The organism is Streptomyces sp. NPDC015125, assembly GCF_043080045.1.
Classification (GTDB): Bacteria; Actinomycetota; Actinomycetes; order Streptomycetales; family Streptomycetaceae; genus Streptomyces.
This window is the reverse complement of sequence record NZ_JBIBVF010000007.1, coordinates 298,796-313,896: the sequence shown is the minus strand read 5'-3', so window position 1 is coordinate 313,896 and position 15,101 is coordinate 298,796. Positions and strand designations below refer to the sequence as shown.

At 70.3% G+C, this 15,101-nt stretch carries 12 protein-coding genes and 4 tRNA genes; 6 read left to right on the top strand and 10 right to left on the bottom strand.

What is annotated here, in order from left to right:
* The first annotated feature begins 742 nt into the window (after positions 1–742).
* From ACF088_RS19000 to ACF088_RS18990, 3 genes are all read left to right on the top strand, one after another.
* Positions 743–937 (top strand): hypothetical protein, encoded by a 195-nt coding sequence (locus ACF088_RS19000; RefSeq protein ID WP_392376911.1) that lies wholly within the window; start codon positions 743–745, stop codon positions 935–937.
* A gap of 639 nt (positions 938–1,576) precedes the next feature.
* Complete coding sequence (locus tag ACF088_RS18995; RefSeq protein ID WP_392376927.1) at positions 1,577–1,840, top strand: hypothetical protein; 264 nt, start codon at positions 1,577–1,579, stop codon at positions 1,838–1,840.
* A 166-nt stretch (positions 1,841–2,006) separates the two neighbouring features.
* On the top strand, positions 2,007–2,603 hold the full coding sequence (locus ACF088_RS18990) for a hypothetical protein (RefSeq protein ID WP_392376926.1): 597 nt from the start codon (positions 2,007–2,009) through the stop codon (positions 2,601–2,603).
* A gap of 996 nt (positions 2,604–3,599) precedes the next feature.
* Here ACF088_RS18990 and ACF088_RS18985 read toward each other — a convergent pair.
* From ACF088_RS18985 to ACF088_RS18955, 7 genes are all read right to left on the bottom strand, one after another.
* A complete protein-coding gene (locus ACF088_RS18985; protein ID WP_392376925.1) occupies positions 3,600–4,436 on the bottom strand; it encodes a GIY-YIG nuclease family protein in 837 nt (278 codons plus the stop codon).
* A 3,223-nt stretch (positions 4,437–7,659) separates the two neighbouring features.
* Positions 7,660–7,731: transfer RNA gene (locus ACF088_RS18980), tRNA-Arg, on the bottom strand.
* Positions 7,732–7,757: 26 nt separating this feature from the next.
* Positions 7,758–7,833: transfer RNA gene (locus ACF088_RS18975), tRNA-Glu, on the bottom strand.
* A 172-nt stretch (positions 7,834–8,005) separates the two neighbouring features.
* A tRNA-OTHER gene (locus tag ACF088_RS18970) sits at positions 8,006–8,074 on the bottom strand.
* Between the two features lie 118 nt (positions 8,075–8,192).
* Positions 8,193–8,265 (bottom strand) — tRNA-OTHER (locus tag ACF088_RS18965).
* 490 nt (positions 8,266–8,755) lie between these two features.
* On the bottom strand, positions 8,756–9,010 hold the full coding sequence (locus tag ACF088_RS18960) for a hypothetical protein (protein WP_392376924.1): 255 nt from the start codon (positions 9,008–9,010) through the stop codon (positions 8,756–8,758).
* A 362-nt stretch (positions 9,011–9,372) separates the two neighbouring features.
* A complete protein-coding gene (locus ACF088_RS18955; RefSeq protein WP_392376923.1) occupies positions 9,373–9,561 on the bottom strand; it encodes a hypothetical protein in 189 nt (62 codons plus the stop codon).
* An 828-nt stretch (positions 9,562–10,389) separates the two neighbouring features.
* On the opposite strand from ACF088_RS18955, the gene ACF088_RS18950 reads away from it, so the two are divergent.
* Entirely contained in the window at positions 10,390–11,004 is a 615-nt protein-coding gene (locus tag ACF088_RS18950; RefSeq protein WP_392376922.1) for a hypothetical protein, read from the top strand.
* Positions 11,005–11,369: 365 nt separating this feature from the next.
* A complete protein-coding gene (locus tag ACF088_RS18945; RefSeq protein ID WP_392376921.1) occupies positions 11,370–11,954 on the top strand; it encodes a hypothetical protein in 585 nt (194 codons plus the stop codon).
* 519 nt (positions 11,955–12,473) lie between these two features.
* Here ACF088_RS18945 and ACF088_RS18940 read toward each other — a convergent pair.
* The 3 genes from ACF088_RS18940 to ACF088_RS18930 form a co-directional block, all read right to left on the bottom strand.
* Entirely contained in the window at positions 12,474–12,995 is a 522-nt protein-coding gene (locus ACF088_RS18940) for a hypothetical protein (protein ID WP_392376920.1), read from the bottom strand.
* A 140-nt stretch (positions 12,996–13,135) separates the two neighbouring features.
* Complete coding sequence (locus tag ACF088_RS18935) at positions 13,136–13,477, bottom strand: hypothetical protein (protein WP_392376919.1); 342 nt, start codon at positions 13,475–13,477, stop codon at positions 13,136–13,138.
* A gap of 181 nt (positions 13,478–13,658) precedes the next feature.
* Positions 13,659–13,898, bottom strand: coding sequence for a hypothetical protein (locus ACF088_RS18930; protein WP_392376918.1), 240 nt, complete (start codon positions 13,896–13,898; stop codon positions 13,659–13,661).
* Between the two features lie 674 nt (positions 13,899–14,572).
* Here ACF088_RS18930 and ACF088_RS18925 point away from each other — a divergent pair.
* On the top strand, positions 14,573–15,067 hold the full coding sequence (locus ACF088_RS18925; protein ID WP_392376917.1) for a hypothetical protein: 495 nt from the start codon (positions 14,573–14,575) through the stop codon (positions 15,065–15,067).
* The last annotated feature ends 34 nt before the right edge of the window (positions 15,068–15,101 follow it).

Below are 15,101 nucleotides of genomic sequence, written 5' to 3'. Positions count from 1 at the left end.
GGCGCGGGACGGCGGCGGACGGCGGCACGCAGACGGCGCGGGGCGCGGCAGGCGGCCGGCCGCTACTCCCCCGGACCCACACAGTCGGGCAGCAGACCCACAACCCGGCACCCTGAGGCACGGGACAGGCGGGGCGACGGCACGACGGCGCGCAGACGGCGCGCGACGGCCGGGCCCGAACGGCCGGACGGGCAACGGCGCGCAGACGACCAGGACAGCGACAGCGGGGCGGCGCCGGGCGCGGCCGGGCGTCGGGGCACGACGCCGGGCCCGGAGCGGCGGGACGGCGCGGGGCGCGGCACAGGGCCGGCGGGCGCGGGCGACGGCGCGGGGCGGCACGACGGGGCGGCGGGGCGCGGCGTGCGTGCGGCCGGAGCGGCGGCGGACGGCGGGGCCGGGCCGGGGCGGCGCGGGGCGGAGCCGGATATGCCCGCCCGGGACAGCGCGGGCGCCGGCCGGACGGGCGGGCGCGGGACGGCAGGAAGGGGCGCGGCCGAGCTCGAGCAGCAACTCCTCGGCAGCACGGGCAGGGGCGTTGAGCAGCAGCGCACATAACAGCGCAGCTGCTCGTCGCCGGGCCAGGGTGAGGGGAATTCCTGAGGGGCGTCGGGTGCGCCAACGCTCGACCTGCGATACAGCGCGATTTTGACACATGCCGACGCCTTGGCTAAATTACTTATCGAGCGGTGCGGGGAGGCAAGCCCCACACCACCACGAAGCACACCCCAGCAAGGAGCAACCCATGCGCCACATCGACACCGACATCCTCGAAGCCATACTCTCGGCCGCCCCTCAGTGCGAACTCGACTACGCCGCCTGCGAGCGCACCGCAACCGAGCGGGGCCAGCACCCCACCGGCGAAGCCCTCGGTGAAACCGACTGGCCCGAGATCTGGTACTGCCTCCCCTGCGCATGGCAGGCCGCACGCGACTCCTGAACCACCACAACCCACAGCGGCCGGGTCGGCGGCGACGAGGCGATGCAGGGCCATCGCATAGCCGCCCGAGCCGTCGCCCCCGGCTTCGGCCAGCGCGGCGGCGACGGCTGCCGTCCGCGCTCGGCGACCATCTCGACCCGATCCTCGACGGTCAGGGCGGTGGTCGCCGCGACCGGCGCAGGCGCGGGGGGGCAGCGCTCGGGCCTATAGGCCCTGTGGGCGCCAGGCGGCGCACCGCGTCCGGCACCGGCTCCCAGCCGGCCAGCACGCCCGCGGGCAGGACCGGGGGCCAGCCCCACACTCGCAGCCACGAGGCGATCGGCCCGGCGGCGCCGTCCACCTGGCGGGCGCCGACGTCGGCGGGAACCGCTCCCCGGCGGGCGCCCGGCCAACCCCCTACGACGACCACCTCGCCCGCCCGGCCCACCAGGCCCCGGCCACCCGGGAGCAGCGCCCACAAGCAACGAGCCGCAGAACCGGTCAAGTGGCGCGGCGGCAAGTTGGCCCAGCGCGCGAAGGTGAGCCAGCACTCACCGGATTCACGGATCTTGACGCTTTAGATTTGACATACGAGCGCATTTGAGAGTAAATTGTGTGATGTCAGGGAGGGCGCGAGCCCGACCGGAGAAGGAGACCACCATGATCCGCATCCGCAGCACCGAGGACGCCGTTGCCGTCATCGCCGCCATGGCCACCAAGGCGATCGCCGCAGGCGCCCACCCCGGTCACGACCTGGAAGCCGCCGGCACGCGAATGACCACCGACGACGTGCTCGACCGCATCCGCACCGCCTACAACCGCCACGCCGCGGGCGGCGCCACCCCCAAGGAATCCGTGATCGCTGTCGGTCAGACACTCGTCGCCGCCTACTGCAACTCAGCCGGGATCCCCACCGAACGCTGACCCCCAGGCGCCCGGCCCGCCGCCGGGCGCCAGCGGCGGCACCGTCAACCCGGTGCGCGTCCATTGGCTCCCCGCACCCGGTTACCCGGCCGGCACCCACGACCGCGACGCCGTACTCACCCGGTACCGCGAACAACTCCAGCAGCCGCCCGAAAGGACCTCTCACATGACCACGACCGCCACTGGACTGCGCTGCCCCCACTGCCTGATGCCGACCAAAGTCGCAGAGGGCATCGTGGCGCCCCACGATTTCCCCTACGCCGTCACCAACTACGGCCAGTGCAAGGGCTCCGGCCAGTCGGCTCTCACCGGCCCGGCCACCCCGCCCACCGTGTGGGGCTACGAGGAACGCAAGACGTTCGTGGAGCTCGGCGTCCTCCCCTCGCCGATGCCGACCGTGGAACGCGACGGCTGGGTGGTGACCATCTCGGGCGTGCGGTTCACGCACTCCACCCATTGCGCCAAGTGCCGCGTGGTCGTGCACACCGCCACGGACGGCGGTGTCATCCAGCTCGGGTTCGACCACAAGGGCCGCGCCTTCGAAAAGGAGCGCCCGGGCGCCCGGCCGACCTACGACGGACCGTGCCCCAACGGCTGCGGCCACCGAGTCGTCATCGGCCACCGACACAGCGACCCCACCCGGGCAATGCCCGTCGCCGAGGGCCGCACCGTCGAATCCCGCGAGTGGGAGCGCCTGCGCCGCGACCTGAAAGTCTGCACGGTCGATATGAACCGCGATGACCTCGCCCGCCTGCGCACCTGACCCCGCCCCCGCCCCCGCATGCCGACGCACACGGCGGCCGGCTGCCGGGCGCCGCACCAGCGACAACCAGCAGCCCGCGCAAGCTGCCGGCCTAGCCAGCAGCCCTTCAGCGACTGCCCCGCACTCATGGACGTGAAGGCGTCAATGGACAGCCTGCGGAGCAAGCTGCCCGAACAATGACCTCCCGCATGCATGCCTCGCGCAGCAACAGCCGGATATAGGGCCGACCCCGGTGCGCACCAACTCCCGCATCAGGCCCGCCACCTCGCCTGGGTAGGGCCCCGCCCCCGCCCTCGAGCGCGTGTGCCGCCCAGGCCGCCAGCGGACCGGGTGCCCCTCAGGGCGAACTCGGTTACGCCACCTGCGAGGGCACGGCAACCGAGCGCGGCCAGCCCCCGAAGCGCTCGGTGAAACCGACTGGCTCGGGATCTGGCACTGCTTCCCCTGCGCATGGCAGGCCGCGCGACTCCTGAACCATCAGAGTGGATCATCGGCAATTCCACGCAGCAGGCCGGCGAGATGTCCTGTATGGGGGCCAGGTCGGCGCCACCCGGCGGTCCGGTGCGGACGGGTGCAACACACGGTGCAACGCTCCCACCTGCTGTGGCTCGATGACGTTTGCGCAGGTCAGGGGTGAAACGGCGCAGCCTGTTGCGTGCGCGTTGCACTCCCGGGCTGGCAGTGTTGCGCCGCTGGGCCGGGCGATGCGTCGACCAGCGGACAGCACAACGATGCTGCCGTTGCGGTGACAGTCCCAGCCAGCGCGGGCCCCGGGCGACGCGTCGCCCGGCGGCACGTGCATCGTCCAGCACTCGCAAGGGACACCGTCTCCCGGCGTCGGCGCCTGCGACCGCGGTGGTCCCCCCCCCCGGCCCTTGGCCGGGCTGTCATGGTCCCCTGGTACGCCGCCCATGGCGGTGCTGCGCTCCGGCCGCGCGCTGCCGTTCGGCGTGGGCCCATGTCCGGAGTTCTCCACTTCGTCGTCGGGCGACGGCCTCAGAACGACCGAGCAACGGGGACAGCAGGAGGTCGCTCGACGGTGTCTCGGGCGGCCGACAGGCGTGCGGTGTAGTAGGCCCGGACCTCCTCGTAGGCGTACAAATCACGGCCGGGGGCTTCGTGAGCGGGACGCGGGAAGTCGCGATGCCGGCGCTTGTGCGCACGTAGCAACTCCGGCTTCACCACCACGCCTTCGACAGCGAGCCTCCGTGCGATCTCGGCAAGACTCAGCAGGTCCGGATGAGGGAGGAGGGGCTCCACGGTCGACTGAACCTCGGTGGTCTCGGCCTCTGCCTCCATCTCGTACGCTTTCGGTGCGGCGTGCTCCACTTCGTCGGCTTTCGGTTCGGGGGTTTCGACTTCCTGCGAGCGGTTGTACAGCGTCGGCAGGAGCGCGGCGAAGAGTCGCTGGGGCAGCGCTTGGGGCTCTCGCGGCAGCCCTGGGGCGAGGAACCGGTGCAGTTTGCCCTTGCACCAGAACCACTCCCGATCAGCGCGGATCCGTTGGGCCGCGAATGCATGGTGGTACTCAGTCTCGACCTCCTTGCCTCCGGGCGTGACGAGAACCACCCATTCCAGGGCGAGGCTCAGATCGGCCATTCGCCGCTTCAGATTCCTTGTCGTGCCGATCTTGACCCGGTCTCCGCAATGAACGAAGTACACGACGGGCCGGTGCGGTGCACCCGAGAGCACGTTTGCCAGCTCGATGCCCGCCGCCGCATCAGGTCGACTACGCGGTCTCCCACCGGGGCGGCTGCCGCGCACCCCGAAGGCCGACGCGGTCCTGCCCTTCATGTGCGACACAAGCCGTCCGGCCCGCAGTTCTTCGGTCATGTCTGAAGATTCGGCAAGCCGTCCTGTGGACAGCGTCCATGACCGCTCGCCGTGCGGACCAGACACGTGTTGGGTGACTCTTGCGCGGCAACTGGCGACGTAGCGGTAGTCGGCCAGCCGCGCCGTGATGCCGTGCTACCTGGGCTTTTCCTGTCGCTGCCATGCACCGCTGCCTAGGAGGCTGGTCAACTACCGCAGAGTCGCACCCACCTGGGGCCCCTGCCGTGCCGGGCAGAGCAGATACTGTCCAGAGGGCCTCCTTCCTACAATCACCAGACCGGCCGCGGCCGCACCTCGACGATCTCCACGACCAGACCCTCAGACCGGGTGAGTGCACAGCCCGTGCTCGGCCCCACACCGCATCCGGCAATTGGCAGCAGGGCCTGGTCTTGCAGCAGATGGCACTCGTCGGTAGCAGCATGCATGCCGTAGCGAAGCCTTCGGGCAAAGCAGCACTCCTGCGATGCAGCAAGTGACGTGAGCAGCAGCGCAGCGAGGGCACCAACTGGCAGCGGTTGACCCGACAGCCAGCAGCAGTACTTACGTCGGCTGTCTCATCCATGATGCGCAGCGCGCTTCAGCCTGCGGAAGGAGTGTGGGTCATGGGTGAGGCGCTCCCGCTCCCAGGCAGTCGTGTGCAGTACCGGAGTGTCCGCGCGGACCCGGTACGGACCCCTTGCACGCTGGCCCTGTTCACCGCTCCCTCACGCTGAGCGAAGTTCGCAGGTGCAGATGGAGCTTGGTGGTTCCGCGCACCTGCAACACGCTGCGATGAATGGCCCTCAGCGGGATGTTTGTGCAGTTCAGGAGCGCAACGCGACCCGGTGTTGCGCTTCCGCGTCGCGAGATCGGTGCGCCGCGTTGCACCCGCTCTCGGCTTCACTCAGGAGTGGCGGGGCAACTGTGCCCGGCGAGGTCTGCGGGGCTCCCCTCCGCTGTGCAGCCCCCCACGAAGGCGAGTACTGGCGCCCTGTGGCGGTGAAGCTCGCGGGCACTCGCCAGCAGGGGCTACCTGGCAGGAGCGGAAGCGGTGAGCAGCAACACGTCAGTGCAGCACGGACGGTGCCGCAGCATGACGCAGCCGGGGCAGCATCCGGGCTCAACAGCAAGTGCGGCGCCCCGATAGCAGCGGACCACGGCCAGATGGTAGCCAGCCGGTTCGACGCAACACCGGCAACGGTGAGCGGGCTCCCGCTGCAGCACCGCCGCGGCACATGCGGGGTGCACTGAGCGGTCTCGTGCTCGTGTCCGTCGCATGGTCCGGCCGACGTGCGGCTTGGGCCCCGGCGGTCAAGTCGAATAGGGGGAGCTCGGCGGCCGGCCAGGCCCTCGGGATGGGCGTCAGCGGCCGCGGGTGCCGCGTGCTGGGCCACCACCGGCTCCAGCGCCTCGTAGACCACCTTGGCCCGCTGACTGCGCGCTGCTGAGGGGCTCGCGCGAGCAGCAGCCATTGCGCGCCGTTCATCCGCATCCCGACGGCCCACACCGCGGCCAGCAGACGCCGGTTTCCCTTCTGCTTCAACGGCCCCTGTACGGGCGTCACCAGCGCGTGCGCGGCCCATCGCAGATTCTGGCGCCGGCTCCCCTACCGCGGGTCGTCCGCCCTCGGCAGCAGCCGGCCTGCGCCGCTTCGGGAGCGGCGGTGCTGCCGGCGGTGAAGCAGTCGGCGCGAGCGCCCTGAGGCAGCGGGGGACACCACGGCGCCAGTGCGGCTGACGTAGTCGGCCCGGCAGGGAGACGGCGCGGACGAGCCGTCAGCGCGGGTGTGATCCGGTGCCCGGTGGCCGGTACCGCGGCGGCCAGGCGCGGCATAGGCCCGGCGGAGCGGGGACAGCAAGCAGGCCGACGCGCTGGCCAGGAGCAGGCGCCGCAGGTGGCACGAGCGCCCGACAACCGGGCACCACGATCGGCGCTCGGCGTTGATCAGTCCTGTGTAACTCCGCGCTCTCGCCAGCCAGGGGCAACCGCACATTGGTGATCAAGGCTTCGATGGCATGGTCCCGCGCCCCCTGGTAGAGGGCGATCGCGCGGCGGGCCTCAGTATCGAACTCATGGTGCGTAGCAGCGAGGTGGACCATCACGGTCGCGCGTCGGCGGTGGCATTCGTGCACAGGCTGCGGGTCTGGTTGCCCGTCGCGCGCCTGGTCGAGAAGGTCGGCGGTCTCGTCTCCGGCCCTACGTTGCCGGCGCCCGTAGGACGGCACGGAACGGCTGACCGGCCAGGCCAGACCAGGAGATTGCCCCGGCGTCAGCAGGCGGCGAAAGACTCGCAGCGCCGCAGTTGGCAGCCAGCGGCACGCCCCGCGGCAATGGACCGGACGCAACAGCCCAACGCGCGCCTCACAGGCCGGTCTGGTCTGTGAGGCGCGCGCGTTGGGCTCTCCTGTCATCGGCCCTGGGAACCTACGGGTTGCCCGCGGAGAGTGAAGGGGGCTGGGTGAACCAGCCACCACCGCCCGGGGATGGGGTGGCTGGAGGTACCCCAACCGTTGATGATCACTGCGTTCACTCCCTCAATACGCTCGAGGTGCCCAGCTACTCCGCTGCCGAAAGTCAGCGCCTGGACATGCCTTCCGACGTACTTTTCGAGAAGTTCCGGTGTGACGTTTCCGAGGACCGTGATGCGCGCGCTATACGCGGCGCCGTCCAGGTCCAGGCATGGCTGATCAAGGGAGGTCACGGACTGCCTTCCTGGTCGGGAGATGGCTGTGGTTGGGCACGGTGACAGCAGCTCGCAGATCGCTTCCCCTGAGCGGCGAGCTATCGTCTCTGGGCGCCCGGGACGGCGCGACAGCGGAACAGGCGGTCAATGCTCGTTAGGCCAGAGGGCCCGCGGATTGGTCTTCACAGCACGCAGTCCGGCGCGTCAGCGGCGGGACGGCGGCTGTTCCCCGCCCCGGGCTGGACCGGGGCGGGGAACAGCGCGGCGGTCGCCCGCTCACGGTGTTCCGGGCCCAGAGCCGTCAACAGGCCGGCGCCGGGCGGCGCCCGGCCCTCACGGCCTACAGAGGGTGTTCTGGTCCCGGGCAGCAACACCGCGTGCGGACTGCGCTGCCCCGCCCCCGGGAAACGGGGGCGGGGCAGCGGGTCTGGTCTCTCCTACAGCCGAACGGCTGCGCACCCCCATGGAGCCGGGGTCGTCACCCGGGCGGGACCTGACGTCCATGAAACCCGAATGCATTACCGGCGCCCATCCCATAACCAGACTGGGGGGTCCCTCGCGTACTCCTGCGAGGATTCGAACCTCGATCTCCGGATCCGTAGTCCGGCGTCCTCTCCGTTGAACGACAGGAGCTGGCCCGCGCGTTGCGCGGTGATGCGTACCCTCGGCGGGATTCGAACCCGCGACCTCCCCGTTGAGAGCGGGGCGAGCTAAGCCGGACTACTCCACGAGGGCGTGGATTCCCGCCGTCGGCCGGGGACCGGATCAGATAGGGCCCGCGAAGGGCTTGCTCGTCACCTTCCCCGGCCGGGGCAGGGCCACCGTCGGCTCCTCCCCAGGAGCCTACGGCGACGCGTGCCAGCGGACCGGATCCGCCGGGGGAAGCATCACCTCCCCGCTGGCACGTCGCGAACGGACGGGACTCGAACCCGCACCCAACCCCTCAGGGTTGCTCTAACCATTGAGCTACCGTCCCAAGGAGAGCGTCCTCCCCTCTTCAACCCGACCAGTGATCAGCCAGCCAGGTCCGTTGCTGTGCCGGTGTGTGCCCTCTCAACGGGGACTCGCCTCTGGAGGGGCACACACCAACACTCCGCGATCCGAGGGGGCTTGAACCCCTGCACACTCACAAGTGGAGCCGCTCTACCAACTGAGCTACGGACCTGCCAGGCGGAGGAGCAAGGGCGGTCGCCCCCTCCTTCTGACACTTAAGATATTACCTCATGGGCGTTTGAAGCGCAACCCCGGCAGGCCGGGCCGGACAGCAACAGACCCACCGGGCAGAACTCGAGCCGGGGCGTCTCCGTCGACGAGCCGCTCGCCGCCGTGCGGCCGCGGGGCGGGTCAGAACCTCCGCATGGCGGCTTACGACGACCGCGCGGCGGACGCGGGCAAGGGCCAGGACCGGCGAGGCCGGGAGCAGGCGGAGCAGGCTGGACAGCGTGCGCAGCGTAGCCCGGCGGCGAGACCGGCGACACCGGGCCGAACAGCGGCGAACACCGCCGGACATCTGCGAACGCCCGGCTGCCGGCGGCTCATTCCAACGGCTTGCCGACGAGGGCAAGTGTGAGGTCGTGCGCGAACAGGTCTCCGATGTCGGACACTCCCCCCTCCTGCCACCCCCCGGAGACGGAGGCCCCTTGGGTGGGCATGGAGATCAGCCGTCCCAGCGCCGGGCGTTGCCGGCGCTCGTCCACAGCTTCTGATCCCGCCGCTTGGTGCATGAAGGCCGCCACTCGTCGGCGTAGCGGGCCTCGACGTCGCGGCCGAGCATCCCGCGCGTCAACAGGGAACGGATCTCATGGACCCTGATAGCCCGGCGCAGAGCAGCCTGGGACGACTCACCCGCTCGCGGGGAGCAGTCGATGTCGAGGCGTCCGCAGATGGAACGGGCGATCGCGGTGACCCCCATCGGCTCGGCGCCCTCGTCGAGCGCGGTAGGCGGTGGGCACGGGGCCGGACCCCTTCGTCGGAAGTCTGATGAGCACGAAGTCGCGTCTTGGGCGCCGGGGCGCGGCCCCGGGCGGTCGCCACCTGCCGCAGGGCGCACAGGCGCGGGCGCGCTCCCTGGGGCGCGCGCTCGGGGCCGGGTGCGCTCGTAGATCAGCTGGGGCGAGTCGCCGCCGTAGACCACCGAGGTGCCGCTGTCGGTGGCGCAGCGCGACCGGACGGTGGACGGACACGGATGGACTGTCACCCAAGCACGGCGGTGTCGATAGATGCCGGGCAGGTCGCTGCGCCTTGCTCCCGGTCGCTGCGCTGGCCGGGTGGCTGTCACGCAGGGAAGCAGCGAGGGCACAGGATCGAACCCCTCTCGAGGCGGCGGGCCACCTCCTCCTTGGTAAGCCGGATGTTGAGGAGGACGGCGCCGCCGCAGACGACGTCCTGACGGTGCCACGCGCGGCTCTTGTGGATCACTCGGCCGTGGGTGGCTTCGCCGGTGCGAAGTACGTAGCGGGTCATCTGTGCCTCCTGCGATGAATGGTGGCCGTTGCCTATCCGTGGCCCCTCGGCCGATAGGCATAATTTACTCGCAAAAGCGCTCCTGTGTCAAATGTAAAGCGTCATCATGACGCTCCGAAGTGCGGCTTGCCTGCCGCGGCCCGAAGCCGACCAACGCTGGGCAGGCATCTACCGGAAGCCGGCTGCCAACTGCCGACGGCGCCCGGGCCAGCGCGGCCCACAGTCGACCGCCAGCCGAGCTCCCGCCCTCCAGCAGCCTGGGGTAGGCGCCGGGGTCGCCCGACGTCCAGCGCGCACACAACGCCAAAGCGGCGCGGAGGCTGGCACGGAGACGTCGACGAGGGCCGGGACGGCGGCGGTGCGAACGGACGGCCGCCGCCGAGGGGCAGCCCGGCACAGTGGGCTCGACGCAAGGACGGCGGTCGGACGGCAGAGCCACAGGACAGCCGAGCCGGCGCGAAGCCGAAGCCACAGGCGGGCCGGCGGCCGGACGCGGAGCGCAGCGGCACCGCGGCATTGCGGGCTGCGGAGAGCGGCCGGGATGACGACGAAGCACGATGGAGCCGCGCGGCGGCGGGACGGCAGGAGCAGACACCAGGACGAGACGGCGCCGGAGCAAGGGCGACGGACGGCGCGCCGCACGGTGGCACCGGGGCCGGGCGCGAGGGCGGTCAGAGCGGCGCCGGATGACACACAGCGGCCGGGACGCAGCGCCCTGGCGTCAACTTCCTCACACAAAGCCACTTTGACAGCTTCGGATTTATTGACTAAACTACCTACTAATGTGAGGCCCCGCCGTTGCGACGCCGCCAAAAACAAGGAGTCACCATGTCCGTCACCGCCGACCTCGTCGCCCCCGCCACACCCGTGAACGACTCGCCCTGGCTCGGCAAGGACGTCACCGACCACCTTGGCCGCCCCGCCACCGTCCGCCGCGTGTACGACGTCCGGGGCCAGCACGTCGCCCTCCTCACCTCCGCCTCATCCGCACCCGAGAAGGGTGAGGCCATCTACGGCGAGCACGTCGCCCTTCTGTCCGCCGACGGCCAACCCCCGACTTTCCCCGATTTTCAGGACAAGCGCGCCGAACTCGTCCGCCTCGAATGCATCCTGCACAGCGAGGGCGCCACGAAAGCGGACGCCGAGCGCTTCCGCGCCGCCGCCCAGGCGCTCGCCCCCTACCAGCAGGCCAGGGGCCGCCTTCGGCAGGCCCTGATCGACCAGGCACAGCCCGGCGACCGCGTGTACCTCACCCGCCAGGGCTCGTACGCCACTGTCGCCGACGCCGACAGCTACCCGCTGGACGATCTTCCCCGACTGTCCATGCATGTCCGCCTCGGAGACGACGCCCTCCGCAACGACCCCTACCTCCTGGAGGGCCACCCCGACGGCATCGTCGAACTCAGCACCCTCACCCTGTGGCCCACCCTCGACCTGATCTGACAGCACAAGCCACAGGCCACCCGCCGCGCCGCAGCGACGAGATCATGAGGGACCTGGCCGCTGCCCCGGACCCGCAGGCCGAGTATTCCTGCACCGTGCCGCCGTCAGCCGGGGCAACCCGGGAACCAGGACGACGCCGACAGCGGCTCCAGTAGCAGCACGGGCCCACGGCGACGGGCGGGATGGCGCCGCCATGCAGCCGGATTGGTGCGGCAGGATGTCGGCAGTCGCCCACCTCGGCGACGGACCGGCCAGCCGGGGGCATCCCACAGGCGCGGGCGAGCGCCATACCGCGTTTCCCTACCCTGCGGATACGCGGCACCGTCAACATTCTCGACACGAGTTTTTTCCGCAAGGAGCCTTAAGTGAGTGACTCTCTGCCAGAACTGATGACGCGAGCCGCCGGTTTGCTGGACGCCATCGGTGATGCGCAACCACTGACGGTCGACCTCAAGGTGCGGAATCCTGGCATAACGTTGCGACCCTCGTTCCCTGGGCCCATCAACACTCAGCGCGGCATGATCGAACGCGTCGCCCACGTGCTGGGCTCACAGGCGACCGTCAAACCCGTCACCGACCGTATCTACACCTACAGCGTGCAAGGCGAGCTGGGAGGGACAAGGGTCATTGCCATAACTCTCACGCCGCTTCGGGCTGAATCGGGGGCTGCCATGCGCAGCACGACGACAGCAAAGACGGCTAACGTGTTGCGGGACCTGCTTCCCTGGGCCGATTCGTTGGAGACGGCGGAGCTGTATCAGCTCTCGGTAGCCGATATGAAGACCGATCACGAGGTCAGTGCAGCCATCGCCCGCTCCGACGCCCCGTCGAAAGCCGCTGTACGTCTGGTCGGGAACCTGCCGAACCAAGTCGACGTGAGGTGGTACGGAGCAAGTGGTACTGCTCTGCTGCCAACCGGCCATACCTTGCATATATACGACGTCGGGTGACGAGATCTGGCGTTGCTAGCACCCTGAGCATTCCGGAATCCGGCCGGGAAGACGCCGGGCGGCGCGCGGCCAGCGGGCGCGGCAGCCCGGCAGCGGGCGGCGCTGACATGGCCGCCCGTGCCTGTCGCGGGGCGCCGCGCGCGTTCTCGTACCGCCCGCACGAGCCGCACCGGGGGCGGGACCGGATCACGTGATGGCCGTCGCTCGCCCAGTCCGTGGTCCGGCTGTAGACCATCTCTCCCAGGGCGGCCTCCACCTGGCGTGCGATCTTGGCGAGTCGGGTACGTGCCGCCGCGACTTCCTTACTACCCATGTGCTCCTCAGCAGTCGATGCGTTCGCCGGGCAGGCCGGCGGCGCAGCGGTGCTCTACGAGTGCGCCTTGCTCCGGCACGCCCCGATCTACGACCGCCGGGCGCTTGGCTGCAGACGCGGTCAGCGCGGCCGGTAACCCGGCGAACGGCGCAGCGGGGTGCGCGCACGCGCGCACCGTGGGTCCCGGGGCGGCGGGTGAGCAGGCATCACCGGCATGCCTGCTCACCCGCGGGGCTGGCGGGACGCACGAGGACACGGTCCCGGGCGGGGTTCCAGCCGGCGCAGTGCGTGGTGTCCTGCCCGTCCCGGTCGTAGCGGACCCTGATCTGCCAGGTCGGCCAGCTCGCGCGGGGACCGCGGTCGATGGCGAGAACCTCGTACGCAACGGCGACGTTGCCGTGGTCATAACGACCGCCGACGACGCGTGGCCCGACCTGCATGGTGACCCACTCCTCGTGGGTCATCTCGAAGCCCTCGTCGCGGTCCCCGAGCAGCGCGGCGGGCATGGTGTTGCCGCACTCGCCGCACTCGTCGCGGCCGCAGGTGCTGACGGTGCCGCACGCCGCGCAGGTCCAGGACGGGCGCTGACAGAAGTGGCAGGCGTCATACGACGGCGGGTTGTCCTCCCCGCAGATGCAGCCCCAGGCGGTTCCCGCCCGCTTGGCAGCCGCGAGATCGCTCTCGTACCTCCCGGCGCCGCCCCCCGACTGGTTCATGCTCTGGCTCAACTCTCGTTCCTCCGTGCCTCTCCTGCGCCGCCGAGCACGGCGTCGCTGTCGTTAACGATCACCAGCGGCTCTCGATTCTCGATCGGCCCGGTTCCCAGCTGAGTTGCCGCTGGGGCTCCTGGAGTTCCCGGGCCCTGGCATCAGGTCATATCCCCGTTCACGCTGCGGAGCGCGGCGGGAGTCAGCGCGCGCTCCATCCGGAGCGCTTGGCGGCGGGCCGGGTCGCGCTGGTAGGCGGTGGTGGCGAGCGCCTCCCGGACGGCCCGCCGGTCACGGCGGTGAGCAGCGCTCTGAAACGTCTTGCGGACGCCCGGCTTGGCCCAGACGGTCACGCCCCGGGTGTACTCAGGAAACCCGTGCTCGTCGCGGCAACCGGACCGCAGAATGCCCATACGGACGGCGGCCTGGTTGTCGACCATGAGCCGTGCGGGGTTGCCCTCACGCAGCGGGCGGATGCGCCGGTGGTGCTTGGTACGGGACATCAAAGCCTCCAAGGGGCAGCGGTGTTCTTCACAGGGCCGGCCGGGTCCGGCAGAGCAGGGTGGTCCGGGCATGTACCGGTTCACGCTGCGGCGCGGGCGCGGATGTCCGGGCCCGTCGCGCGGCAACGAGACCGGCAGCACGCCTTCCATCTGCCACGAGCGGGGCCGGGGCACCGTTACGTCACACCGCAGGGACGATCGGTTGGGGCTTCTGCGCCCGGGTCCACACCGCGACAACGGCATGATTTCGGGTTTCGTGCTTGCCGCCCAACTCGCTGCGCCCATCGTCGACATAGAAGGTGGCCCACCACTCCATGTTCGGCTCCCGCCAGACCCGGCCGATCAGCCTGTCCGTGTAGACGAAGTAGTTGCCCTCCCCCGCTGGCTTCAGCCGAATGGCCTTCAGGATGTCCGTGGTCATGAGATTCCCCTTTCGGTCAGGAGGTGCCCCCAAGATCCCATCCCGTTCACCGATCACTGAGGCTGGGGCGGGAGTCGACCTTGCGGCTACCGCAAGGATTAATTTACTCCCAAATAAGCCTTTAGTCAAATCTTAGATGTCGCCTGACGGGTGGGCTCAGCGACTACTCTCCAGCGCACTTCCGGGACGCAGTCCGATGGCGCGCGGGGCGCCACGGAGGCCCGCGCTGACGCTCGCGGCGCGACTCGGGCACCACTGAGGCGGCATGCACCGAGCCTCGGCCAAGTCGAGCGAGACATCGAGCAGCAGCGACTCTGCGCTCCGCCTGGCTATTGGGCCGATGGCGGCGGACGTCGGCGTCGCACTCGGGGTCGGGGCGGCTGGCAGGCGCGCGACCAGGAGCAGACCACGGACTCGGCCGGCCCCAGAGCGCGGGCCAGGGTCAGACTCAGGGCCTCAAGTCCGACGGGATGGCCGGGCGGAGGCCGTCAACGCCTTCGCAACGCGCCGCAGGGTCCCCTCACCGCGGAATCCGGCGCACCTGCCCACGCGTACGTCCAACACCACCACGACATTTGACATTCGACTTAAAGATGGCTAAATTACCTACCAGGCGGTGTGGGGAGGCACGCCCCGGGCCGGCCGCCACGAAGCCCCTGCCGAAGGAGAAGCGCATGATCGCGACCCAGACCCAGCAGACCTCCGCCGACGCCGACGAGGCGGTCGTGTGGCTCCTGCAGTTCGCCGAGTACATGGAGGGCGGTCACATCGTCGGCGCCTTCGACGAGTTCGCACTTGGCCTCAGCGAGTTCATCACCCAGGCACAGGGGCTCCACGAGCGCGTCGAGGAAGTGCGCCAGGAGCCGGACGGCTCAGTGCGCCTGCGGGCGGGATGCGACTCGCTGTCCTTGAAGCCCTACCGCGTCACCGGCCCGACGACCGGCGTTTGGGTAGTGGAGGAAGGCGAGGAGTATATGGGCGGCACCCTCACGGGCGTCTTCTGCGACCCCTTCCACGCATTCGAGGCGTTCCGCGCCGCCGCCGACCCGAGCGTCACGCTGGGGTGCCTCCTGCTGCGGCCGGACAACTCGATGCGCATCTCCTCGTCGGGCTGCGACTGGGTGCAGCTGCGGCTACTGACTGTCCGCAGCCGCACGGAATACGGCTGACGCCACAGCCGGGCTGCACAACGGCCCGGCCACC

Coding starts and splice junctions, on each gene's coding strand:
- ACF088_RS19000 (WP_392376911.1), top strand. CDS start 743: ATGCGCCACATCGACACCGACATCCTCGAAGCCATACTCTCGGCCGCC.
- ACF088_RS18995 (WP_392376927.1), top strand. CDS start 1,577: ATGATCCGCATCCGCAGCACCGAGGACGCCGTTGCCGTCATCGCCGCC.
- ACF088_RS18990 (WP_392376926.1), top strand. CDS start 2,007: ATGACCACGACCGCCACTGGACTGCGCTGCCCCCACTGCCTGATGCCG.
- ACF088_RS18985 (WP_392376925.1), bottom strand. CDS start 4,436: ATGACCGAAGAACTGCGGGCCGGACGGCTTGTGTCGCACATGAAGGGC.
- ACF088_RS18960 (WP_392376924.1), bottom strand. CDS start 9,010: ATGGGGGTCACCGCGATCGCCCGTTCCATCTGCGGACGCCTCGACATC.
- ACF088_RS18955 (WP_392376923.1), bottom strand. CDS start 9,561: ATGACCCGCTACGTACTTCGCACCGGCGAAGCCACCCACGGCCGAGTG.
- ACF088_RS18950 (WP_392376922.1), top strand. CDS start 10,390: ATGTCCGTCACCGCCGACCTCGTCGCCCCCGCCACACCCGTGAACGAC.
- ACF088_RS18935 (WP_392376919.1), bottom strand. CDS start 13,477: ATGTCCCGTACCAAGCACCACCGGCGCATCCGCCCGCTGCGTGAGGGC.
- ACF088_RS18930 (WP_392376918.1), bottom strand. CDS start 13,898: ATGACCACGGACATCCTGAAGGCCATTCGGCTGAAGCCAGCGGGGGAG.
- ACF088_RS18925 (WP_392376917.1), top strand. CDS start 14,573: ATGATCGCGACCCAGACCCAGCAGACCTCCGCCGACGCCGACGAGGCG.